Annotated in this window: 25 protein-coding genes; 7 read left to right on the forward strand and 18 right to left on the reverse strand. The window is 67.7% G+C overall.

Going from position 1 to position 21,883, the window contains the following annotated elements; translation table 11 throughout:
* Nucleotides 1–4: 4 nt before the first annotated feature.
* Genes FND50_RS18450 through FND50_RS18460 form a run of 3 tightly spaced genes read right to left on the reverse strand, consistent with a single transcriptional unit; the run spans nucleotide 5 to nucleotide 3,407 of the window.
* Nucleotides 5–838 (reverse strand): ABC transporter ATP-binding protein, encoded by an 834-nt coding sequence (locus tag FND50_RS18450; RefSeq protein WP_007300695.1) that lies wholly within the window; start codon nucleotides 836–838, stop codon nucleotides 5–7.
* Nucleotides 835–1,941, reverse strand: coding sequence for an iron chelate uptake ABC transporter family permease subunit (locus tag FND50_RS18455; RefSeq protein WP_144286624.1), 1,107 nt, complete (start codon nucleotides 1,939–1,941; stop codon nucleotides 835–837). The genes FND50_RS18450 and FND50_RS18455 overlap by 4 nt, the downstream gene beginning before the upstream one ends.
* Nucleotides 1,938–3,407: an iron ABC transporter permease gene (locus FND50_RS18460; RefSeq protein ID WP_144286625.1), complete on the reverse strand. Its 1,470-nt coding sequence runs from the start codon at nucleotides 3,405–3,407 to the stop codon at nucleotides 1,938–1,940. The genes FND50_RS18455 and FND50_RS18460 overlap by 4 nt, the downstream gene beginning before the upstream one ends.
* 185 nt (nucleotides 3,408–3,592) lie before the next feature.
* On the opposite strand from FND50_RS18460, the gene FND50_RS18465 reads away from it, so the two are divergent.
* Both FND50_RS18465 and FND50_RS18470 read left to right on the forward strand, forming a co-directional pair.
* Complete coding sequence (locus tag FND50_RS18465; RefSeq protein ID WP_144286626.1) at nucleotides 3,593–4,366, forward strand: hypothetical protein; 774 nt, start codon at nucleotides 3,593–3,595, stop codon at nucleotides 4,364–4,366.
* Nucleotides 4,367–4,616: 250 nt separating this feature from the next.
* Entirely contained in the window at nucleotides 4,617–5,078 is a 462-nt protein-coding gene (locus FND50_RS18470; protein ID WP_144286627.1) for a PaaI family thioesterase, read from the forward strand.
* Between the two features lie 79 nt (nucleotides 5,079–5,157).
* Here FND50_RS18470 and FND50_RS18475 read toward each other — a convergent pair whose 3' ends face one another.
* From FND50_RS18475 to FND50_RS18500, 6 genes are all read right to left on the reverse strand, one after another.
* Nucleotides 5,158–6,552, reverse strand: a complete 1,395-nt coding sequence (locus FND50_RS18475; RefSeq protein ID WP_144286628.1) for an NAD(P)/FAD-dependent oxidoreductase — start codon at nucleotides 6,550–6,552, stop codon at nucleotides 5,158–5,160.
* A gap of 182 nt (nucleotides 6,553–6,734) precedes the next feature.
* Complete coding sequence (locus FND50_RS18480; RefSeq protein ID WP_009480519.1) at nucleotides 6,735–6,908, reverse strand: hypothetical protein; 174 nt, start codon at nucleotides 6,906–6,908, stop codon at nucleotides 6,735–6,737.
* 13 nt (nucleotides 6,909–6,921) lie between these two features.
* Nucleotides 6,922–7,722: a helix-turn-helix domain-containing protein gene (locus FND50_RS18485; protein WP_144286629.1), complete on the reverse strand. Its 801-nt coding sequence runs from the start codon at nucleotides 7,720–7,722 to the stop codon at nucleotides 6,922–6,924.
* Between the two features lie 60 nt (nucleotides 7,723–7,782).
* Entirely contained in the window at nucleotides 7,783–8,607 is an 825-nt protein-coding gene (locus FND50_RS18490) for an MBL fold metallo-hydrolase (RefSeq protein ID WP_144286630.1), read from the reverse strand.
* Between the two features lie 17 nt (nucleotides 8,608–8,624).
* Complete coding sequence (locus FND50_RS18495) at nucleotides 8,625–8,948, reverse strand: AzlD domain-containing protein (RefSeq protein WP_144286631.1); 324 nt, start codon at nucleotides 8,946–8,948, stop codon at nucleotides 8,625–8,627.
* Entirely contained in the window at nucleotides 8,945–9,619 is a 675-nt protein-coding gene (locus tag FND50_RS18500; RefSeq protein WP_144286632.1) for an AzlC family ABC transporter permease, read from the reverse strand. The genes FND50_RS18495 and FND50_RS18500 overlap by 4 nt, the downstream gene beginning before the upstream one ends.
* 93 nt (nucleotides 9,620–9,712) lie before the next feature.
* Here FND50_RS18500 and FND50_RS18505 point away from each other — a divergent pair, with 93 nt between their 5' ends.
* The 3 genes from FND50_RS18505 (at nucleotide 9,713) to FND50_RS18515 (ending at nucleotide 11,959) form a co-directional block, all read left to right on the forward strand.
* The gene (locus FND50_RS18505; protein WP_144286633.1) at nucleotides 9,713–10,267 is read left to right on the forward strand and encodes a helix-turn-helix domain-containing protein; all 555 of its coding nucleotides are present in this window, start codon (nucleotides 9,713–9,715) and stop codon (nucleotides 10,265–10,267) included.
* Nucleotides 10,268–10,386: 119 nt separating this feature from the next.
* Entirely contained in the window at nucleotides 10,387–10,746 is a 360-nt protein-coding gene (locus FND50_RS18510; protein ID WP_144286634.1) for a YciI family protein, read from the forward strand.
* Between the two features lies 1 nt (nucleotide 10,747).
* On the forward strand, nucleotides 10,748–11,959 hold the full coding sequence (locus FND50_RS18515) for an RNA polymerase sigma factor (protein ID WP_144286635.1): 1,212 nt from the start codon (nucleotides 10,748–10,750) through the stop codon (nucleotides 11,957–11,959).
* Nucleotides 11,960–11,972: 13 nt separating this feature from the next.
* On the opposite strand, the gene FND50_RS18520 is transcribed toward FND50_RS18515, so the two are convergent.
* The 6 genes from FND50_RS18520 to FND50_RS18545 form a co-directional block, all read right to left on the reverse strand.
* Nucleotides 11,973–12,449: a hypothetical protein gene (locus tag FND50_RS18520; protein ID WP_144286636.1), complete on the reverse strand. Its 477-nt coding sequence runs from the start codon at nucleotides 12,447–12,449 to the stop codon at nucleotides 11,973–11,975.
* A 90-nt stretch (nucleotides 12,450–12,539) separates the two neighbouring features.
* Nucleotides 12,540–13,088 (reverse strand): Fic family protein, encoded by a 549-nt coding sequence (locus tag FND50_RS18525; protein ID WP_397492099.1) that lies wholly within the window; start codon nucleotides 13,086–13,088, stop codon nucleotides 12,540–12,542.
* A 105-nt stretch (nucleotides 13,089–13,193) separates the two neighbouring features.
* Nucleotides 13,194–14,120: a metal ABC transporter permease gene (locus FND50_RS18530; RefSeq protein WP_144286637.1), complete on the reverse strand. Its 927-nt coding sequence runs from the start codon at nucleotides 14,118–14,120 to the stop codon at nucleotides 13,194–13,196.
* Between the two features lie 6 nt (nucleotides 14,121–14,126).
* Nucleotides 14,127–14,864, reverse strand: a complete 738-nt coding sequence (locus FND50_RS18535; protein WP_005255114.1) for a metal ABC transporter ATP-binding protein — start codon at nucleotides 14,862–14,864, stop codon at nucleotides 14,127–14,129.
* Nucleotides 14,861–15,787 (reverse strand): metal ABC transporter substrate-binding protein, encoded by a 927-nt coding sequence (locus FND50_RS18540; protein ID WP_186301334.1) that lies wholly within the window; start codon nucleotides 15,785–15,787, stop codon nucleotides 14,861–14,863. Before FND50_RS18540 ends, FND50_RS18535 begins: the two co-directional genes overlap by 4 nt.
* A gap of 335 nt (nucleotides 15,788–16,122) precedes the next feature.
* Nucleotides 16,123–17,295, reverse strand: a complete 1,173-nt coding sequence (locus FND50_RS18545) for an epoxide hydrolase family protein (RefSeq protein WP_144286638.1) — start codon at nucleotides 17,293–17,295, stop codon at nucleotides 16,123–16,125.
* Nucleotides 17,296–17,398: 103 nt separating this feature from the next.
* Between FND50_RS18545 and FND50_RS18550 the strand changes: the two genes are divergently transcribed.
* On the forward strand, nucleotides 17,399–17,986 hold the full coding sequence (locus tag FND50_RS18550) for an ABATE domain-containing protein (protein ID WP_144286639.1): 588 nt from the start codon (nucleotides 17,399–17,401) through the stop codon (nucleotides 17,984–17,986).
* A gap of 27 nt (nucleotides 17,987–18,013) precedes the next feature.
* On the opposite strand, the gene FND50_RS18555 is transcribed toward FND50_RS18550, so the two are convergent.
* Nucleotides 18,014–18,643 carry a hypothetical protein gene (locus tag FND50_RS18555; RefSeq protein ID WP_144286640.1) on the reverse strand — a complete coding sequence of 210 codons (630 nt, stop codon included), beginning with the start codon at nucleotides 18,641–18,643 and terminating at the stop codon, nucleotides 18,014–18,016.
* 209 nt (nucleotides 18,644–18,852) lie between these two features.
* Nucleotides 18,853–20,244 carry an NAD(P)/FAD-dependent oxidoreductase gene (locus tag FND50_RS18560; RefSeq protein ID WP_144286641.1) on the reverse strand — a complete coding sequence of 464 codons (1,392 nt, stop codon included), beginning with the start codon at nucleotides 20,242–20,244 and terminating at the stop codon, nucleotides 18,853–18,855.
* Between the two features lie 161 nt (nucleotides 20,245–20,405).
* On the opposite strand from FND50_RS18560, the gene FND50_RS18565 reads away from it, so the two are divergent.
* Nucleotides 20,406–20,951: an Lrp/AsnC family transcriptional regulator gene (locus tag FND50_RS18565; RefSeq protein WP_144286642.1), complete on the forward strand. Its 546-nt coding sequence runs from the start codon at nucleotides 20,406–20,408 to the stop codon at nucleotides 20,949–20,951.
* A gap of 52 nt (nucleotides 20,952–21,003) precedes the next feature.
* Here the strand turns inward: FND50_RS18565 and nrdH are convergent, their stop codons facing one another.
* Nucleotides 21,004–21,231, reverse strand: a complete 228-nt coding sequence (gene nrdH / locus FND50_RS18570) for a glutaredoxin-like protein NrdH (protein WP_144286643.1) — start codon at nucleotides 21,229–21,231, stop codon at nucleotides 21,004–21,006.
* Between the last annotated feature and the right edge of the window lie 652 nt (nucleotides 21,232–21,883).

A 21,883-nucleotide genomic window follows, 5' to 3' on the forward strand; every position in this document is an offset into this window, starting at 1 on the left:
GCCGCTACTTCGGCTCCGGTCCGCCCACCGCCCCGTACACGTGGCGGGTGCCGATCGGCACCACCAGCGGGCGATCGGACACCGGGTCGGCGATGACCGCGGCCTCGAGACCGAACACCTCGAGCAGGAGTTCGGCGGAGATGATGTCCTTCGGCGCGCCGGCCGCGACGATGGTGCCGTCCCGCATCACGATCAGCTGATCGCTGTAGCGGATCGCGAGGTTCAGGTCGTGGAGCACCATCACCACGGTGCGGCCCAACTCCTCGTGCATCCGGTCCACCAGGTCGAGCACCTCGATCGAGTGCGCCAGGTCCAGGTAGGTGGTGGGTTCGTCGAGCAGGAGGATGTCGGTTCCCTGCGCGAGGGCCATCGAGATCCAGGCCCGCTGACGCTGACCGCCCGACAGCTGGTCGACGGGGCGGTCCGCGAGGTCGGACACCCCGGTCAGCGCGAGCGCCTCCGCGACCTCGCCCTCGTCGTCGGACGACCACTGCCGCAGCCACGACTGGTGGGGGTGTCTGCCGCGGGCCACCAGGTCGGCCACCGTCAGCCCCTCAGGGGCCAGCGGCGCCTGGGGGAGCATGCCCAGCGTGCGGGCGACGTCCTTGGTGCGCATCGATCCGATGGCCTTGCCGTCGAGCAGAACCGAACCGTTGCGCGGCTTCAGCAGCCGCCCCAGCGCACGCAGCAGGGTGGACTTGCCGCAACCGTTCGGCCCGATCACGGTGGTGATCACCCCGGTCCTCACCTCGAGGTCGAGATTGTCGACGATGACCCGGTCGCCGTACCCGAGGCTCAGGTTGTCGGCGATCAGTCGAGAGTCAGTCTGCACGGTCATGCCGAGACCTTCCGATTGTTGCGAACCAGCAGATACAGCAGGAATGGGCCGCCGAGCGCCGAGGTGACGATACCCACGGGCAGCTCGACGGGCAGGATCGTGCGGGCGACGACGTCGCTGCCCACCACGAGCACGGCGCCGGTCAGCGCCGACGCGATGAGCGGCGGGCCCGCGGACCGCACCAGCCGCAGCGCCACCTGCGGCGCGGCGAGCGCGACGAAGCCGACCGGACCCGCCGCCGCGGTCGCGATGCCGGCGAGGGCGACGGCCATGAGCAGGAGCCGGGCCTGCGACCACTGCAGGCGCACACCCAGCGACACCGCGTTGTCGTCGCCGAGGCGGAGGGCGCCCATCGTGAACGACGAGATCACGGCGTAGCCGCCGACGACGACGACGGCGATCGTGACGGGCCACACCTGACTCCAGGCGGCGCCGTTGAGGGAGCCGTTGAGCCACACCTGGGCCCGCGACGCGTCGTTGATGTCCGCGGAGATCAGCAGCCAGCCGGTGACCGCGATCAGCATGGCGTTGATGCCGATGCCGATCAGGATCAGCCGGTAGCCCTCCACTCCGCCGTGCCACGCGAGCACGTAGATGACCAGCGCGGTGAGAAGTCCGCCGAACAGGGCGGCCAGCGGGATCCCCAGGGTGGCGAGGAGGCCGACGAAGCTGCCGCCGCCGCCGAGGACGATCAGCGCGACCGCGGCGGCGCTGGCACCGGACGTGATGCCGAGGATGTCCGGGCTGGCGAGGGCGTTGCGGGCGATCGACTGGGTGATGGCGCCGGCCAGGCCGAGGGCCATGCCGATGAACACACCGGTCAGCGACCGCGGCAGGCGCAGATCCATGACGATGAAGTTCTGGGCCTTCGTGCCGCCGCCGAACAGCACCCTGGTGACCTCGGGGATCGACAGAGGGTAGTCGCCGCGGCCGATGTTGAGGCACAGCACCAGGAACAGCGCCACCAGCAGGGCCACGTTGACGGCGATACCGAGGGGCCGCAGGACCAGGGAGATCGGTCCGAGCCGGAACGCGGGGCGCGCCGGGACGCGGGACGCCGGGGCGGCCTCGAGGTCGGGGCGCACTTCGTCGCGAGTGCTCACAGGCTTGCCAACTTTCTGCGCCGAACCAACGCGATGAAGAACGGTGCGCCGAACACGGCGAGCACGATTCCCACCTGCAACTCACCCGGCCGGACCACGACGCGTCCGATGACGTCGGCGGTCACGAGCATGACGCCGCCGAGGAGGCCGGCGTAGGGGACCAGCCACCGGTAGTCGGGGCCGGTGATCGCCCGCGCGACGTGGGGGACCACGAGACCGATGAATGCAATCGGGCCGCACGCCGCGGTGGCCGCACCGGTGAGGAGGGTGATGGCGACGATGCCGAGTGCGCGGCTGGCCGCGATGTTGGTGCCCAGCGACCGTGCCACGTCCTCGCCGAGGCTGAGCACGTTCAGCCCGGGTGTGCTGACGAGGGCGAGGATCAGACCGATGATGAGGAACGGCAGCACCTGCCAGAGCACGTCGAAGCCGCGGCCGGCCACCGACCCGACCACCCAGAATCGGTAGGAGTCGAGGCTGGACTGGTCGACGATGATGATCGCGTTGGTCATCGCCTGCAGGAAGAACGCGACGGCGGCGCCGGCCAGGGCCAGGCTCAGCGGGCTCGCCGCCCCGTTGCCGATCGACGACAGCCCGAACACGACCACGCTGGCGGCGAACGACCCGGCGAACGCGAACCACAGGTATTCGCTGGGTGCGCTGAACCCGAACAGGTACATCGACAGCACGACGAGGAACGCGGCGCCCGCGTTGAGGCCGAGGAGTCCCGCGTCGGCGAGCGGGTTGCGGGTGTGTCCCTGGATGAGGGCGCCCGCGACGCCGAGCGCCATCCCGACGACGAGTCCCAGCGCGGTCCGCGGGCCGCGGAGTGTGCGGACGATGATGTCGGTCTGCGAACCGTCCGCATCGAACAGTGCGTGGAAGATCTCCGCGAACGACAGTGGCCGCGCCCCGACCGCGACGCTGGCAAGCAGGACCAGCCCGAGCAGGATCACGAGGACACCCAGCCCGATGAGCCGACGACGCCGGATCGCCGCGATGGACACGTCCTTCTCGCGGACGGTGAAGCCTTCGTCGGACGCGGTGCTTTCCTGGACGACCTCGGTTCCGGAGCGCCGGAACACCCGCTGCAGAGACCGTTTCGGGCCGATCGCGTCGTGGGTGTGGGTGTCGCGGGTGACGAGGCCGACCCAGCCCTTGCCCGAACTCTGCCCGGTGTTGCCTTCGCGAAATCCGCGGTTCCACAGGGCGAGCCCGAGGGCGATGGCGACGGCGGCGCCGCCGAAGACGACCCGGTCCGCCTGCCCGCCGCCGTTGTCGTCGCGGAGGGAGTCGACGATGTACCACCCGAGGACGAGGGGGATGGCCACTGTCCCGATGTCGAGCAGTCCCGCGAGTGCCCGGAGGTACAGCGGGGCGGGACCGCGCGGGACGTCGCGCTTCCCGTAGGGCTCGTCGGTCGGCAGGTGCGGGATGTCGCTGCCGAACTGTCTCGTCGTCGTCACTGGCGGGGGAAGCTCCTGACGTGTGTGCCTGTGCACCGGATCTGCACCGAATTCAACTACTTAGGTTACGGAACCCTATCCCTGATGCCACATCCGGCGGGACGTCCCGGGCGTTGCGGTCGGCGGGGGTGCCTCACATCACATGATGTCAAGTCTTGATATTTGGTTAGGCTCACCTATGTTTGGTGGTGTTCCATCCCGACCGATTGGAGTGCACGGTGACTTCGACCCTGTCCGCCCCCGCGACCGCACTGGACGTGTCCTGTTCACGACTTCGCGCGCTGAACGCCGAATATCCGCGCATGTACGCGGTCGCGACAATGGCAGACGAGGGTAAACGCCGGTGGTGGTCGCTGGCGGACGACCTCGACGGCGACCGGGTGTCCCGGATGTGGGCCCGGTCGCTCGAGGATGTTCCCGACCCGGACGTCGCCGCGATGCAGGTGGCCACCGCGCTCATTCACGCAGTGGTCGGGCGTGTCACCGCGCTCGTCGTCCTGCAGGGGCGCGCGTGGGATCCGGGGCTCGAGAACCTGTGGATCCACATGGACAGCGACGAGGGAATCGACTGGGCGGGTGTCGCCGACGACACCCTGCGCGTGCTGCCGGACGACCCGTATGCCGGCGCACCGCGGACGGTCACCGTGCCCTGCGAGCGGGCGCTGCTGCTGTGGACGGTGCACCGCAGTCTCACGTCGCTGCATGCGGTGTTCGACGCGATCGCCCGGTTGACGCCGATCGACGCGTCCCGATTCTGGGGGCTCGTGGGGGAGGCCGTGCTCGGGGCCGCGACGTACGTGCCAATTCTCGCCGGTGGCGGCGAGGCTGCCGCGCAGCGCCGCGGGCAGGGGATCCTGGACGCGTTCGTGGCGGCCGGGGTGCCGGTCCGCTCGAAGAGCCGGATCACGCGCCCGAACTGTGGCCGACTCGGGCAGGCGAGGAAGCGCTTGCTAAATTAGGGAAGCCTTGCCTATACTCGTTCCAGACGTCGAGCAGAAACACCGACGCCGAGAACCGAACTACCGGACCGCGCCGGAGTCCTGAGGGCTGCAGAGACTCCCAGGTCCATCCCACGGCGGGCCTCACTCTGACACAGTGTGGGGCCCGCCGATCCGTTTGCCCCACCTGCTTTTCCCACCGCCCGCCCCGTCGTGTAGGCAGGAGATCGGGTGCGCCGCGAGAGCGCACAGCGATCCGATGGAGAGTGTGATGGTGGATTCCGGGGAACAGCAGGCATCGAACGGTGACGGGCGGATCGACACCGCCGCACTGGCCGATCAATTGGGCAAGGGCTTCGACGCCCTCATCGGACTCGAATACACCGAACTCTCACGCGACCGCGTGCGCGCGCAGTGGACCGTCACCCCCGACCTGCAGCAGCCGGCCGGAATCCAGCACGGCGGCGTCTACTGCTCCGTCATCGAATCGGTGGCCAGCGCTGCGGGCACGGTGTGGCTCGGCGGCCGCGGACACGTCGTCGGCGTCAACAACAACACCGACTTCCTCCGCGCGACGCGGGAGGGCACGCTGACCGCCGAAGCCAGTCCCGTTCACCGCGGACGCACTCAGCAGCTGTGGGAGGTTCGGATCACCGACGAACAGGATCGACTCGTCTCCAAGGGGCAGGTCCGACTCGCGAACATCACCGACACCGGACGTCTCGGCAACTGAGACACCCCGCGCACGGTGGAGGGGACGGACCCGACAGGTCCGTCCCCTCCGCTCTGTTCACGTCAGGTGTGAAGCGGTGTCACCCCGCGGCTTTGCGCTGCGCGCCGCCGGACGACTTCTCGGCGGCCTCTTTCTCCCGCTCGTGCCGCTCCAGCTGCTCCATCGCATTGCGGGCGAACACCCACTGCTCGGTGGATGCCATCTGCGCGCGCCCGCGGCCGAGGAACGTCACCGTCCACGACAGCAGAGTGGACAGCCGGCTGCGGAACCCGACCAGGTACATCAGGTGGATCGCCAGCCAGGCCACCCAGCCGATGAAACCGCTGATCTCGAGCTTCCCGACCTTCGCCACCGCACTGAATCGCGAGATGGTGGCCATGCTGCCCTTGTCGAAATACTTGAACGGCGGCCGGTCCTCCGGCTTCTGACCGCTCAGGCCGGCCTTGATCTGCTTGGCCGCGTACTTGCCGCCCTGCATCGCGACCTGCGCCAGACCCGGCAACTTGTCGAGCGCCATCATGTCGCCGATCACGAACACCTCGGGGTGGCCGGGCACCGACAGGTCCGGGTTGACCAGGACGCGACCGGCCCGGTCGATCTCGGCGTCCGACTGCTCCGCGATCTGCTTGCCCAGCGGGCTCGCCTGCACACCGGCCGACCACACCTTGCACTGCGACTCGATCCGGCGCTGCGTGCCGTCCTTGTCCTTGACGACGAGGCCGTCCACGTCGACGTCGACGACCATCGCCCCCAGCTGGATCTCGATGCCGAGCTTCTCCAGCTGCTGGCGGGCCTTGCGGCTCAGCTTGCCGCCGTAGACGGGCAGCACGTCGTCCGCGCCGTCCAGCAGGATCACCCGGGCCTCACGGGGATCGATGTTGCGGAACGCCCCCGACAGGGTGCGCCGCGACAGTTCCGCGATCTGGCCGGCGAGCTCGACACCGGTCGGACCGGCGCCGACGACGACGAACGTCAGGAGCCGGGCGCGTTCGGCGGGATCACTCGACAATTCGGCCTGCTCGAACGCGCCCAGGATGCGGCCGCGCAGTTCGAGGGCATCGTCGATGGTCTTCATGCCCGGCGCGAACTCGGAGAAATGATCGTTGCCGAAGTAGGACTGGCCTGCGCCCGCCGCGACGATCAGGCTGTCGTACGGGGTGACCGTGGTCCGGTCCAGGAACCGGGAGGTGATCGTCTTCGCCTCGAGATCGATCTCGTCGACATCGCCGAGCAGAACCTTGGTGTTCTTCTGCTTCCGCAGCACCAACCGGGTGGCGGGAGCGATGTCGCCGACGGAGAGAATGCCGGTCGCCACCTGATACAGCAACGGCTGGAACAGATGGTGAGTGGTGCGCGCGATCATGGTGATGTCGACATCGGCATTCTTCAGCGCCTGTGTGCCGAACAACCCACCGAAGCCGGATCCAATGACCACGACGCGATGGCGGCGTGACTCTACCGACTTGATACTCATTCCGTGCTCCTCGAAAAATAGACGACTCCTGTCACGGTAGTCGCCTTGTCCCCGAGCGTCTCAGTAAGCGTTGCTTCGCCCGGCCTGCACAGCGGAATCGATCCAGAAACCGGCGGCCCGTCCATATGTGAAGGCGGGCAGCCCCTCCGTGAGGAACTGCCCGCCTTCCGGTGCGTACGCGGCTATTCCGCCCTGCCGATCCGCTTCCGCCCCGTGGGAGTCCCCGGGGATTCCGGCGGAATGAAATCCGATTTGATCGAGAACACGAACAGTGCCGACACCCCGACCACGACGACAAGAATGGTGAGGACTACGACCACGTAGCCGAAACCGACACCAATTGCTGTCAAGTCCATCAGACCTACCTCCTCAGTCGCTGCTCACGCTACTGCGGAGGGTAGCCGCTGTCACCGCGTCGGCGGGAAAGAACGATTCGATGGCCAGCTCCGCGACCGTCACGTCGAGGGGAGTGCCGAACATCGTGGTCGTGCTGAGGAACGCCAGCGCCGTGTCGTGGTGCCGGATCCGTAACGGCACGACGAGCGACCCCGGCAGTTCGGCGCTGCCGACGGTGCCACCGGGGTAGCCCTCCAGCTCGCCCAGCAGGTCACGCAGTCCGTCGTCACCGGTGACCGCGATTTGGTGCCGCAGCCGGTGCAGGAGATGCCCCCGCCACTGCGCCAGGTCCAGGATGCGCGGTGCCATGCCGTCCGGGTGCAGGCTCAACCGCAGGACGTTCACGGGCGGCTCGAGCAATTCCGCGGCGCACCCCTCGGTCAGCACTGCGACCGCGTCGTTGGCGTCCACCATGTTCCAGTGCCGGTCGACGACCACCGCCGGGTACGGGGAATGCGCGGTGAGGATCTTCCCGATGGCGTCGGCGATCGACGCCATCGGCACCTCCGACAGCCGGTGCTCCGGGTAGGCGGGCGCGAAACCGCCCGCGAGGAGCAGTGCGTTGCGTTCACGCAGGGGAATGTCGAGATGCTCGCTGAGGCGCAGCAGCATCGCCCGGGTGGGATTCGACCGTCCGGTCTCCAGGAAGCTGACGTGCCGCGCCGAGATGTCCGCCCGGTTCGCCAGTTCCAGCTGACTGAGCCGGCGGCGTTCCCGCCACGCCCGCAGATGGGTACCGACATGCGACGTTCGCCGATCGTCGAGGGTGGTCATGCGGCCAGCCTAGGTCGGGCGGATCGCCGCGACCATTACCTCGGACGTCATGGTCAGCGGTCACGTGAGGTGATCGAACTCCCCGGTCACCCACGCGCAGTGACGGGTGGCCGAGTATTCGAGCGCCTCCCGGCCGTCGCTGTCGATCACGTTGTCGAAATTGCCGATGATGCGGTCGAATTCGAGGTGCGACAACTGGTCCGCGATGCGCCGCACCACCGCCGCGGACAGCGGCAGCCGGTTGGGGTACGACCGGAGGAACGACACCGTGCGGCGGTCCGGGTTGGGGAACACGCCGTCCCCGGTGAGGAGGACACCCCGGCCGTCGGCGCCGTCCCGCCAATGCGCGACGGCGCTGCCCGGGAAGTGCCCACCGATCTGGTGCAGGGTCAGACCCGGCGTCACCTCGTGAGTGCCGGACCAGAACACGATCGGGCCGTCGGACCGCGCCAGCCATCCGCGGTCCGCGTCGGCCACCAGGATGGGCACGTCGCCGAGCGCCTTGGACCACTGCGTCTGGACGCCGAACATGTGCGGGTGGCTGCCCGCGACGGCGACGATCGGGCCGTGCGCGCCGACGGCGGCGACGGCGGCCTCGTCGACGAACCCGATCGGATCCCACAGCAGTGACCCGGCGGGGGTGCGGATCACGAGGGACTGCTGGCCGATCGCGGTCTTCGGGTCGACGTACAGGCCGTGCAGCCCCGGCTCGACCTCGTGCTCGACCGCGCGGTACCCCGCACCGGCCAGCTTCTCCACGGTGGTCCACTCCTGACCGCCCAGCGGAATGTACTGCCGTTCGTCCGCGCAGATCGCGCACTCGTCGGGGAGCGGGGTGTTCGGGTCCTGTTCGACGCCGCACGTGGCGCAGAGATGAAATAACACCCCTCGATCATGCATGCTCACGGCACGCCGAGGAGCCGCAATCCGGCAGCGGTGGCGGCCGCGGACAGGACGACGACGACGAAAGGCGCCTTCCGCCAGGCGAGTATGCCCGCGACGGCGACGCCGGTGGGACGTGCCACTCCGGCGAGGTCGTGACCTTCGGTGAGCGTCGTCGTGCCGACCAGCGCGGTGAGCAGAACGACGGCGGCCGTCGCCATGGTTCGCTCCACCCAGGGCCGGGTGGCGATCCGCGGCCGCAGCGCCGGGCCCGCGAATCGGAATGCGAAGGTGCCTGCCGCGAGAATCCCGACCGACCCGATCAGCACGAGGTTCCCGGTCACCGCAGCATCTTCCGCCGCACACCCGCGAGCAATCCGACCAGTGCCGCCAGCACCGGAAGCCCCGCGGGCAGGAAGGGAGTAGTGGCCAGGGCGACGACCCCGCCGGCCAGCGCCGGCACCCGCACAGTCCGCTCGCGCAACGCCGGCAGCACCAGCGCCAGCAGCACCGCCGGGAACATGGCGTCCAGTCCCAGCACGGCGGGGTCGCCGATCGCCGTGCCCGCCACCGCGCCGAGCAGGGCCCCGAGCGGCCAGCACACCGCGATCCCCACACCGCAGGCCCAGTACGCGGCGCGCCTGCGGCCGGGGTCCGTCTCGCCGAGTGCGAACACCACCGACTCGTCGTTCATCAGATGAGCGCCGAGGACGCGTCGCAGCCCGCGCCCCAGCACGTCCCCGACCGCCAGACCGAACGGCACATGCCGCGCGTTCACCAGAAGCCCGGCGATCGTCGCCGCGATCGGGCTGCCGCCTGCCGCGACGATGCCGATGAACAGGAACTCCGCAGAACCGGCGAGGACCAGCACCGACAGTGCGACGGGCAACCATGCGTCCAGGCCCGACCCCACCGCGATGGCGCCGTACGACATGCCGACCAGTCCGTCGGCGAGGCACACCAGCGCGATGTTCCGGAGTACCCGCGAATCGAGTGTTCGCTTCATCGAACGCATGACTTCTATACTGAACACATGGTGCGGTGTTCGTCAAGACGAACGCAGCGCACAAAATAATGAACACAATGTCGGAAGTCGGGAAGGGAAACCATGGCAGGGCAGTCCCCGCTGGGATATATCGGACCCTCGCTGCGTCGCGAACGGGAACGGTCGGGCATGTCCCTGACCGAGGTCGCCCGCCGCGCCGGGGTCGCGAAATCCACTCTGTCCCAACTCGAATCGGGGGGCGGCAACCCGAGCGTCGAAACCCTGTGGGCCCTCTGCGTCGCACTGGACGTGCAGATGTCGCAACTCCTGGACCCGCCCCGGCCCCGCGTCCAGGTCGTCCGGGCCGACGAGGGCCCGGAACTGACGTCCGACCGGTCCGACTACCGCGCGACTCTCGTCGCGTCCTGCCCGCCGTCCGCGCGCCGGGATCTGTACCGCCTCGCCGTCGAACCCGGCCCGGCGCGGGAATCCGAACCGCACATGCCCGGCGTGGTCGAACACGTCATCCTCAGCGCCGGGCGCGCACTGGTCGGCGTGGCGGGCGATCCGGTCGAACTCGGACCCGGCGACTACATCGCCTACCCCGGCGACGTCGCACATGTGTTCGAAGCGCTGGAGGCGGGCACCCGCGCCGTCCTGGTGTCCGAGCACAACTGAGGCCATTCGGCGAAATTCCTCCGTGCAGAGTGTCGAATCGGAAGGGTGACGTTCGTATAGGAGGTGAGGGCCGGCCACATCCGGAGGTGCCGGCCGGCCGATCCGAGGAGGAACCCGAGATGACCCAGTACCTGTTGAGCGTGTACCAACCCGACGGCCCCGCCCCCGAACCCGACGTCCTCGCGAAGATCGGGGACGATCTCGACGCCCTCAACCAGGAGATGGTGTCCGCAGGCGCGTGGGTGTTCAGCGGGGGACTGTGCGCCCCCACCACCGCGACCGTGCTGCGGGCCAGGGGCGGTGACGTGCTCGTCACCGACGGCCCGTACACCGAGGGCAAGGAGCATGTCGGCGGATTCACCATCGTCGAGGCGCCCGACCTGGAAGCCGCCCTCGAATGGGGTCGCAAGCTCACCCGGGCGACGACCCTCCCGATCGAGGTCCGGCCGTTCGCTCACCACGACGGAGCCGGCGACTGACGTGATCGCGTCCGCCGACATCGAACACGTGTTCCGTGAAGAACACGGTCGCGCGGTGTCCGTCCTGGTCGGGGTGTTCGGCGACATCGACATCGCCGAGGACGCCGTCCAGGACGCGTTCACCGAGGCGGTGCGGCGCTGGCCGTCGTCCGGGCTGCCGCCGAGCCCGGCCGGATGGATCATCACCACCGCCCGGCGCCGCACGATCGATCGGCTCCGGCGCGAGGCCTCCCGGCACGACCGCCACGCGCAGGCCGCCCTGCTGCTCGCCTGCGACGAACCGGTGGAGGAGGGCGTCGTGCACGACGACCGGCTACGCCTGATCTTCACGTGCTGCCACCCGGCGCTGGCCCCCGCCGCCCAGGTCGCGCTGACCCTCCGCCTCCTCGGCGGGCTCGGCACCGCGGAGATCGCGCGCGCATTCCTGGTCGCCGAGCCGACCATCGCACAGCGCCTGGTCAGGGCCAAGGGGAAGATCCGGGACGCCCGGATCCCGTACCGGATGCCGAACGAGGCCGATCTGCCGGACCGCCTCCGCGCCGTCCTTGCCGTCGTCTATCTGATCTTCAACGAGGGATACACGGCCAGTTCGGGGGACCGGCTGACGCGAGCGGACCTGTGCGCCGAGGCCATCCGCCTCGGCCGGGTCCTGGCCGCGCTGATGCCCGACGAACCGGAGGTCACCGGGCTGCTCGCGTTGATGGTGCTGATCGAGTCGAGGCGAGACGCCCGCACCGACGGCGACGGCCGGCTCGTGCTCCTGCCCGATCAGGACCGCAGTCGGTGGGATCGTGACCTCGTCGCCGAGGGGCAGTCGCTGGTGCGGAAATGCCTGCGACGGAACACGCCTGGGCAGTATCAGATTCAGGCCGCGATCAACGCCGTCCACAGCGACGCGGCGACGGCCGCTGACACCGACTGGTGGCAGATACTGCAGCTGTACGACCAGTTGATGCCGCTGGCGCCGAGTCCGGTGGTGGCGTTGAACCGGGCGGTCGCCGTGGCCGAGGTCAGGGGACCGGAGGAGGGGCTGGCGCTCGTCGACCAACTCGACCTCGACAACTACCACCTGTACCACGCTGTGCGGGCCGATCTGCTCCGCCGCCTCGGCCGTTCCGGTGAGGCGGCGCGCGCCTACGATGCGGCGCGCGACCGCACCGAGAACGTGGTCGAGCGGGAATTCCTTCGGGTACAGCGCGATTCGCTCCAGTGATACGGGCTGCCGGTCAGAGACCCAGCTCCGGTGGCAGGCACACCGAGCCGAAACACGTCTCCGTGCGCACAGTGACGGGGAGAGGGTCCGCCGTCGCCGGCTTCGCGTACGCGGTCTCCGGGAGCGGCGCCGAACCCCACACCTCGTCACCGGGGCCCGCGTTCTCACTGCAGATCCAGTGGATCAGGTAGTCGCCGTCGGGCACCGCGTCGAACACGAAGTCCCGCGGTCCCGGCCCGATCACCACATTCGATTCGTGGAACACCGCCACGGATTCGGGGTTCACGATGTCGTCCGCCGCATGCAGTCCGCCGAAGCCGCACACTACGTCGGCACCGGTGTCGTTCGTGATCGTCGTCGTGACGGTGCTCCCGGCCACGGCGGCGGTGAGGGTCACATCGGGCGGGTCCGCGGCGGCGGGAGCGGTCAGGAACAGGGCGAGGGGGCCTGCGGCGATCAGCGTGACCGCGGCCCGGGGCACGAGTGTCATCAGCGGAACCTTCGTTCTCGGCGGTCTCACTCCGGACGTCACGGTATTGATACCCGCCGTGTGGGCGGATAAACGGCGGCGGGCGACACGTCATGTTTCCGCCGGCGGATCATTCGACGGCACCCGCCGGGGATCGGAGCAGTCAGTGTCGGCGGCGTTTGGCGCGGGCGGCGAACTCGTCCAGCACCTGGACCACGTCCTCGGCCTGCCAGATCCGGTTCCGTCGCCCGTCGGTGAACTGGGCGAGTATCCCGGCGTCGACCAGGCGGTCGATCGCGATCTGGTGGATATGACGAGCTTGTTGTCGGCTCGAACCGCTTCCAGGTCTTCAACGAGGGTGCGGCCGTTGGCGACTGCACCGAACGATGCCTCTGCGATCGACCGGACGATCGGCTCGACGTTCCCGGACCGGTACTCGCCGAGCGCGTCGCAATACTCTGCGGTGTCGTGTAGGAGGCCCGCGGACACCGGAACGGCAACGCTGCGGGTGAGCTGTCCGCCGCGCGGCATCGCCTGGATCAGGGCGCGTCCGACACGCCCGTTGCCGTCCAGGCACGGGTGGATGGTTTCGAACTGCGCGTGCGCGACCGCTATCTGCGCGATCACGGGCACATCGACGTGGTTGGCGAAGACGATCAAGTCGTCGATCAGTTCGGGAACCCGGTCATGGTGCGGGGGACGAATTGCGCGGTGTGCGGTCCGAGGCTTCCGCCGCCGATCCAGACCTGCTGCTGCCGCCCTCGACTACGACTTCGGTTCCGGCGCCCAATCGCGTTCCTCGTGCATCTCGGTATTCCTGTGTTCGTCACGTGGTGTCCGGCGTCGCCGGGAGGCGGTGATTCGGCGACCGATGATTCCGTGCTGGGGTGCGAACAGATAGACCAGCGTGAATGCCGCGCCCTGGGACAGCACCACCATGCCGCCGCTGGCGGTATCGAGGTGATAGCTCAGGTACAGGCCGATGACGGCACAGGCCGCCGAGATCGCCGGGGCGATGACCAGCATGCGGTGGAAGCTATCCGTCAGTAGGTACGCGGTTGCCCCGGGAATGATCAGCATCGCGACGACCAGGATGACGCCGACGGCCTGCAGGGCCACCACCGCTGTCAGGGCCAGCAGCCCCAGGAGCGCCGACCCGAGTAGGCGCGGGTTCAGGCCGATGGCGTGGGCATGGGTGGGGTCGAAGGCGTACAGCGTGAAGTCGCGGCGCTTGACAATCAGGGCGATGAAGACGAAGGCTGCGAGTACGGCGATCTGGACGAGGTCGGAGCGGCTCACGCCCAGCAGGTTGCCGAAAATGATGTGGTTGAGATCGGTTTGGCTCGGGGTGACCGAGACCAGCACCAGTCCGAGCGCGAACAGGGTGGAGAAGACGATGCCGATCGCGGCGTCCTCCTTGACGCGGCTGGTGTCGCGGACCACCCCGATCAGTGCCACTGCCAGGAATCCGAAGATCACCGCGCCGATCGCGAACGGGGCGCCGACGATGTAGGCGAGGACGACGCCGGGCAGGACGGCGTGTGAGACCGCATCACCCATCAGTGACCAGCCGATCAGAACCAGCCAGCACGACAGCACCGCGCAGACCACGGCGGCGATCAGGGTGGTGATCAGTGCGCGGACCATGAAGTCGTAGCGCAGCGGGTCGACGAAGAAGTCGATGACGTCCATTGATTCTCAGGTCCTTGTCATCACGTCGAGGCCGAAGGCGGCCGCCAGGTTCTCCGGTTGCAGCACGACCGTCGGGTCGCCGTGCATGAGGACGGTGCGCATCAGCAGGATCGCCTCGTCGGCCAGGGTGGGCAGCGCGTGCAGGTCATGTGTGGAGACCAGGATCGCCGCGCCCGCGGCGGCGAGTTCACGCAGCAGCGCGGTGATGGTGGCTTCGGAGCGTTTGTCGACCCCGGCGAACGGTTCGTCGAGGAGAAGGATGGTGGCGCCCTGCGCGATTCCGCGGGCGACGAAGGTGCGTTTCTTCTGGCCGCCGGACAGTTGCCCGATCTGCCGGTCCGCCAGTTCCGTGAGTTCGACGCGTTCGAGGGCGTGGTCGACGGCCTCGCGGTCAGCTCTGCCGGGCCGCCGGGTCAGGCCCATGTGTCCGTACCGGCCGGTCATCACCACGTCACGCACCGAGAGCGGGAACGTCCAGTCCACGTCCTCGCTCTGCGGAACGTAACCCAGCACACCGGTCTTGCGGGCCGCGGCCGGCGCCGTGCCGTTGATCCGGACCGTTCCGGAGTCGGGTTTGACGGTGCCCATGATCGTCTTGAACAGGGTGGACTTTCCGGAACCGTTCATGCCGACGAGGCCGCAGACCCGTCCGGGCTGCAGGGCGAGCGAGACCTGTTCGAGCGCAAGGACATCACCGTAGTGGACGGTGACGTCCTGTACCTCGACGGCCGGCTGGGTGGTCATGATTGCTGCCCGTTCAGCGCGGCGGTGAGGGTGTCGGCGTCGTGCCGGATCAGATCCAGGTACGTGGGCACGGGCCCGTCCGCCTCGGACAGCGAGTCGACGTACAGAGTGCCACCGAACGCGGCGCCCGTCGCTTCGACGACGCGTTGCATCGGCGCATCCGACACCGTGGATTCGCAGAACACCGCCGGAACCCGATTGTCCTTGACGAACTCGATCGTCGAAGCGATCTGCTGGGGCGTGGCCTGCTGTTCGGCGTTGACCGGCCAGATGTACTTCTCGGTCAGCCCCGCGTCCCGAGCCAGGTACGAGAACGCTCCCTCGCACGTGACCAGCGCCCGTTCGTTGACCGGCAGCGCACCCAGCTCGGCCACCAATTCGTCCTGCACCTTCTGCAACTGCGCCTTGTAGGCGTCGCCGTTGATGCGATAGTCGGCCGCATGCGCGGAATCGAGTTCGCTGAACGCGGCGACCATGTTGTCGACGTAGATCTGCACGTTCAGTGGTGACATCCAGGCGTGCGGATTCGGTTTGCCCGCGTAGGCGTCCTCGCCGATGGCGATCGGCTCGACGCCGTCGCTGACGACCACGTGCTCGACGTCCACACCGTCGACGAACTGGGCGAACCACGCCTCCAGGTTCATCCCGTTGTCGAGAATCAGGTCGGCCTGGGCTGCCTTCTTGATATCGCCCGGGGTGGGCTCGTATCCATGGATTTCGGCGCCCGCCTTGGTGATCGATTCGACCGTCACGTGCTCACCGCCGACGTTCGCGGCGATATCGGCGAGAACGGTGAACGTCGTCAACACTACCGGTTTGTCGTCTGCAGGCCCGTCGCTCGTCCCGCACCCGGACAGCATCAGCGCTGTGGCAAGAGCTGTCAGTGCTGCGGCAGCCGTCGCCGACCACCGTCGCACACCCACCTTGAAACCCGTTGTTTTCACGGTCGAATCATAATGTTCGGGTCGCCGAAACCGCAAGGGTGTGACGCCCACGCAACGCCGTGAGATGCCGCAGTCCGGCGGTGAAGGGCCCTGCCAGCGGCTCGGGGTTCGCCGGTCGAGCTGACTACGCCACCGCGGGCGGCACCTGAGCACAGGGGGCAAGTGCCCCATGCGATCAACCCGGGCACACAACGACGGGGAAGAAGTCCATGAAGCTACCGCACAGGGTCTCACCGAGACTCCAAGCCGCGCAGAGTATTCGGCGCACAGCTCAAATCCCCGGACTAATTCCGAGTCCCCGCAGCCAGCCGCGTTCACCGATCAGCGGCCAGCACTGCCGCGAGGCCTTCTCGTAGATCCTTGACGAAATACTCGGGAACCTCCAGCGACGGGAAATGTCCCCCGGATTCGGGCGACCTCCATCGGACGATGTGCCGGTACCGCTCCTGCGCCCAGGGGCGCGGACACTTCTCGATGTCGCGGGGATACGTTGTGATTGCTGAGGGGACGTCGACCCGAAGTTCGGGGTCGAGCGAGTTGTGGCTTTCGTAGTAAATGCGGGCCGACGATGCGCCGGTCCGCGTCAGCCAATACAGGGTGACGTTGTCAAGAACGCGGTCTCTCGAAATCGCCTCGAACGGGCTGTCTTCGGTATCTGTCCACTCGGCGAACTTGTCGAGGATCCAGGCAAGAAGCCCGACCGGTGAGTCGACGAGCGAGTAGCCGATGGTCTGCGGGCGGGTCGCCTGCTGCTTCGCGTACGCCGCGCGGTGGCGCCAGAAATCACGGGTTTCCTCGGTCCATGTGCGCTCGACCGCCGTCAGCCCGTCCGTTGTCAAGCCGGGCGGTGCCTCCGCGAACGTTGTGTGGATGCCGAGAACGTGCGCCGGGAACCTGCCGCCGAGGACGGTGGTGATATTGCCTCCCCAGTCGCCGCCTTGGGCTGCGAACCTGCTGTAGCCGAGCCTTCCCATCAGTTCCACCCATGCGGCCGCGATCTTTTCGGTTCCCCATCCGGTGGTGGCCGGCTTGTCGCTGTAACCAAAGCCTGGTAACGACGGCGCCACGACGTGGAACGCCGGCGCGTCTGCATCTTTCGGGTCTGCCAGCTCGTCTACTACATCGATGAACTCGGCAATGCTGCCTGGCCAGCCGTGCGTCACGATCAGAGGAGTGGCGTCTGCGCGCGCGGATCGGCGGTGCAGGAAGTGGATTCCCAGATCATCAATTGTCGTGCGGAACTGGCCGATACGGTTGAGGCGCTCTTCGAACGACCGCCAGTCGTACCCGGTGCGCCAGTAGTTCACGACATCGACGAGGTCGGCGAGAGGAACGCCCTGTTCCCATCGGCGAGGGTCGGGCGCGGCGCGATAGACCGTCTCGGCCTCCGGTAGCCGCGCCGCGGCTAATCGCGCGCGCAGATCATCGAGGTCAGCGTCAGTTGCGTGGGCTTCAAATGCTTGCACGCCGCTGGTTGGACGGGGCATGAGACCTCCTGGCCATCGCGGAACCGGCAACGACCTATCGTGAACCGGCTAAGACGGTTCTAGCATGCCCGGGAGCCGGCATGCAACCTGCTAAGGTGGTTCCATGTGCGCTCGATTCCCTGACTTTCGTCTCGGAAACGTGCTGGCAACCAGCTTCACGGCGACTCTGACGGAGCGTCGTGGCGACGCCGTGGAGCGCATTCCGACGCCGCAGCGACTCGTCGACTGGCTGGCAGTGAACGGCCTGACCGTGGAGTCCTGCACCACCGCCCAGCTCGAACTCGCTCGGGAACTGAGGGAATCGATTCACGCCGCCGCGACCGCGACCGCGACCCAGGACGCTCTCCCTGCGTCTGCCATCCACACCATCAATGACTGCAGCATTCGGGGTCGGGCCGCGGCGATCCTGACGCCCGAGGGCAATCGTCAATGGCGACTGAGCTCGGCTACCTGCGTAGAAGACGCCCTGAGCGTGATCGCCGCCGACGCGATCAGCATCATCGCAGGCGAACGAGACGGGAAAATGGCCTTGTGCGCATCGCCAACCTGCCAGGCCGCCTTCTTCGATACCAGTCAAAGTCGCACCCGCAAGTGGTGTGACATGAACACGTGCGGGAATCGTCAGAAGAAGGCGCGGTTCAATGCCAACCAGCGCAAGAACGGGACTGCCGCACGAACGGGTGTCATCTGATCCGACTGGGCGGTCGCACCGAACTGATCACTTCGGCGTCCAACCTCGGGCCCGCCCGATCGTGGGCGCGAGCCGCCACAATCCTGCGGCGGCGAGAACATGCCACAGCGCGTGCCCCTGCAGGACACTGCTCGGCCGGCAGATCGACGTCCGGTCGCCGATGGTACCGAGTAGAGCGCCGGACGCGAGAAGCAGCACCGCGACGATGGTCGCGCGCCGCAGTTGCGGACGGATGCGGGCGCGTTCCAGACCGGATCCCACGGCGACCGCGGCGAGCATTGCCTGCACGATCGTGGATACCGTCGGGCCGGCCGCCACGGCGGGAATCATCACGACCGGGACGACGAACCACCACACCGGCGACAGTCGACGGCCGATCCGGTCGGAAGCGGCGTCGACGGCGATGTAGGTGAGCAGTGTCGCGATCGGGATGTCGTGTGCGTAAGCCTGCCACGGCGGGTTGGGTCCGTGCGCAACGAGCGACCCGGCGCCCACTGCGACGACGAGCAGACCGTAGGTCACGGTCGGTGCGCCGTGCGGACGACGTGCGACGACCGCGAGGCCGGCAACTACGAAGGCCAGGCTGGTGACAGCGGCGGCCGGCTGCCCGATGAAGCCTGCGTCTCGATACAGCTCGCAGGCGTTCGCCAACATCATGGATGCTGGTCCGTCAACGCCCATTCTTCGAGGTTTCCAAAGTGGTCCTCCGGTCGCAATCGCGCTCGGCGTGATCGCGCCACGATGCACACATCTGTCGGACAACACGGCCGCGCCCGGCCGGGGGTTGGGCGGACAGTGCCTGGATCCGCGTGGTTGAGCTTCGTCGCATGGGGATTCGGGAAGGCAAGGCCTCAGTCAGTGGTGCGTCAGCTCGCTCGCGCGACGTCGGCTTCCGTGTCCTCGATGCGGCGTTCGAGGTAGTGCAGCTGCGCGATCGCGTTGCGGGCGGTGATCTGCTGGTGGGTGTTGGTCAGTTGACCGCGCCAGGTGCCGAGGAAGGTCCAGGCCCACGAGAGCAAGGTGGCGAGGCGGCTGCGGAAGCCGACGACATAGACGACGTGCACGGCCAGCCACATGATCCACGCGAGGAAACCGGTCACCTCGAGGCCGCCGATCTCGGCGACCGCGTTGAATCGGCAAATCGTTGCCATCGAGCCTTTGTCGCGGTACCGGAAAGGGGTCCGTTCCGGTACCGGGCGCCCCTTCGCTGCCGCGGTGACCTCGGCGGCGATCTGTTTCGCGGCGTAGCGGCCCCCTTGGATCGCGACCTGGGCGACGCCGGGGAGACGGTCGCGCGACATCATGTCGCCGACAACGAACACGTTCGGATTGCCGGGCAGGGTGAGGTCTTCGTCGACGGCGACGCGACCGGCACGGTCGATGTCGGCACCGGACTGTTCGGCGAGCCGGCGACCGAGGGGACTCGCTGCCACTCCCGCGGACCAGACCTTGCAGACGGACTCGATGCGGTGCTCGGTGCCGTCGGCATCGCGAACGGTCAGTCCGCCGGCGTCGACGTCGGTCACCGACGCACCCAGCCGTACCTCGACGCCCAGCTTTTCGAGGGTTTCCGCCGCCTCGGATCCGAGGTTGTCTCCGAACGGCGGCAGTACCGCCGAGGCTGCGTCGAGCAGGACGATCCGTGCATCCCGCGGATCGAAGTTGGAGTACGCCCCGACGAGCGTGCGGTGTGCGAGCTCGGCGATCTGGCCGGCCATCTCGACGCCGGTGGGACCGGCGCCGACCACGACGAAGGTGAGCAGGCGTGCCCGCTCCTGCGGGTCGGTGGTGACCTCTGCCTGCTCGAACGCGCCGAGGATCCGGCCGCGGAGTTCGAGGGCGTCGTCGATCGTTTTCATGCCGGGTGCGTGTTCGGCGAAGTGGTCGTTGCCGAAATAGGACTGCTGAGCGCCGGCGGAGACGATGAGGCTGTCGTACCCGGTCACCGTGGTCTGTCCGAGATGTTCGGACGTCACCGTACGTTCGGTCAGGTCGATGGTGGTGACGTCTCCGAGTCGGACGGCGGCGTTGGCCTGGTCCTTGAGGATCATCCGCGTCGACGGGGCGATCTCGCCTTCGGAGAGGATGCCGGTGGCAACCTGATACAGGAGCGGTTGGAACAGGTGGTGGGTGGTGCGGTCGATCACCGTGATGTCCACGTCCGCGCGGCGGAGGGCTTTGGTCGCGAACAACCCGCCGAAGCCAGATCCGATGACGACGACGCGGTGACGCGCGGGCGGTGACTGGTGGTTGCTCATGGTGAGCCTTTCCGATCACGCCCAGGGGCGACGATCTCGGTGTCGGGGGAGATGCGGGTGTTGTGTTCACTTGCGACCAGAATTCGACCAATAGGCATCAATAGTGAACAATCGGCACAGAGAATCCAAGGTGATGGAACAAAATTCTTTAGACTGAGTCGATGAAGAAGAATGTTCCGAGCAAGCCGTATTCGGAAGGCTCTGTATCGAACGATGTTCGGGCCGGGGCGCCGATCGATGACATCGACCGGATACTCCTCGATCAACTCTCGCGGGACGCGCGTACCCCGAACAACGCCCTCGCCGCCCTCGCGGGCATCGCCCCCTCGACCTGCCTGGGCCGCGTGCGGTCTCTGATCGACCGCGGAGTGATCCGCGGCTTCCATGCCGACATCGATCCCGCCACCCTCGGCAGGGACCTGCAGGCAATGATCGCAGTTCGAGTGCAAGCCAATGCACGACAGCATCTCGGGCAGCTCGCCGAGCAACTCGCCACCGTCGACGAGGTGCTGAACGTGTACTTCATCGCCGGCGCCGACGACTACCTCATCCACGTCGCCACCGCGAGCAGCGAGGAGTTGAGGCGCTTCGTCCTCGACCACCTCAGCGCGCATCCTGCGGTCGCCTCGACCGAGACCATCCTGATCTTCGAGCACGTGCGTCCACGACATCGAGCGCCGGCGACCGAGCACTCCTCGGGCCGCTGAGGATCTCCCCGTGGGCGCTGTCGTCGTTTCAGGGCGCCGAGGCCCGCACCTGTCAGGCTGCGGCGAGCGCTTTGATGCGGTCGGGCCGGAAACCTGCCCAGTGGTCGTCGCCGGCTACGACCACTGGGGCCTGCCGGTAGCCGAGACCCCTCACGTAGTCGTGGGCGTCGGGGTCTCGCGTGAGGTCGACGATCGTGTAATCGAGCCCCTCGTTGTCCAGGGCACGGTAGGTGGCGGTGCATTGCATGCAGGCTGGTCTGCTGTAGATCGTAATGATCAAGGTGCGCTCCGCTCCGTGTGTGGTGTGACGGCGAGGGACCGGAAGCATATGCGCTCCGGCCCGGGTACGCGCGGTGCGACGGAGGTAGCGACAGCCCTCCGCGCTGATCGAATATAAGTTCGACTATCTGTAATGGCGATCGTTCGGTGCCAGTGGCGGTGTAGGGAAGACTCCGTCGCTGGCGCCGCCAACGGGTTCGGAACCTGCGATTAGCGTTGTCGCTGGAGGGTTATCGCTGGATTTCGACAATCGGCGTGGGGGAGAAGCGTCGAGATGCGGCCTGCATCCATGCCTCAGTGAGTCCAGCACGGCGTGGGACCGGCCGCCGGCAAAGTCCGGTGGCAGCACACGCCCATGACTTCGTGTCAGGTTCCTCGCGAGCGAACCGGCGGATTCTCGACGAAGGACGTCGCGGCCGGTTCGGCCCGGATGTTCTCGCGTCATGTTCTCGCGTCCAATCGGTTCTGGTCGCCGCGTCGTTCAACCGATCGCAGGGCCAGCGGTGCGCGGCGGAGGGCGGATGGACCCGGCATGCCGCGGGGGCGGGTCCTGCCTTCAACTAGTTGACATAATGTCGATTATCGGCAAAAAGTGGCGTTCTATCACCGCAGGTCAGAGACCCGGATTCGGCCTGCCTCTATACCCACACAGC

The organism is Rhodococcus sp. WB9, from assembly GCF_007558985.1.
Classification (GTDB): Bacteria; Actinomycetota; Actinomycetes; order Mycobacteriales; family Mycobacteriaceae; genus Rhodococcus_F; species Rhodococcus_F opacus.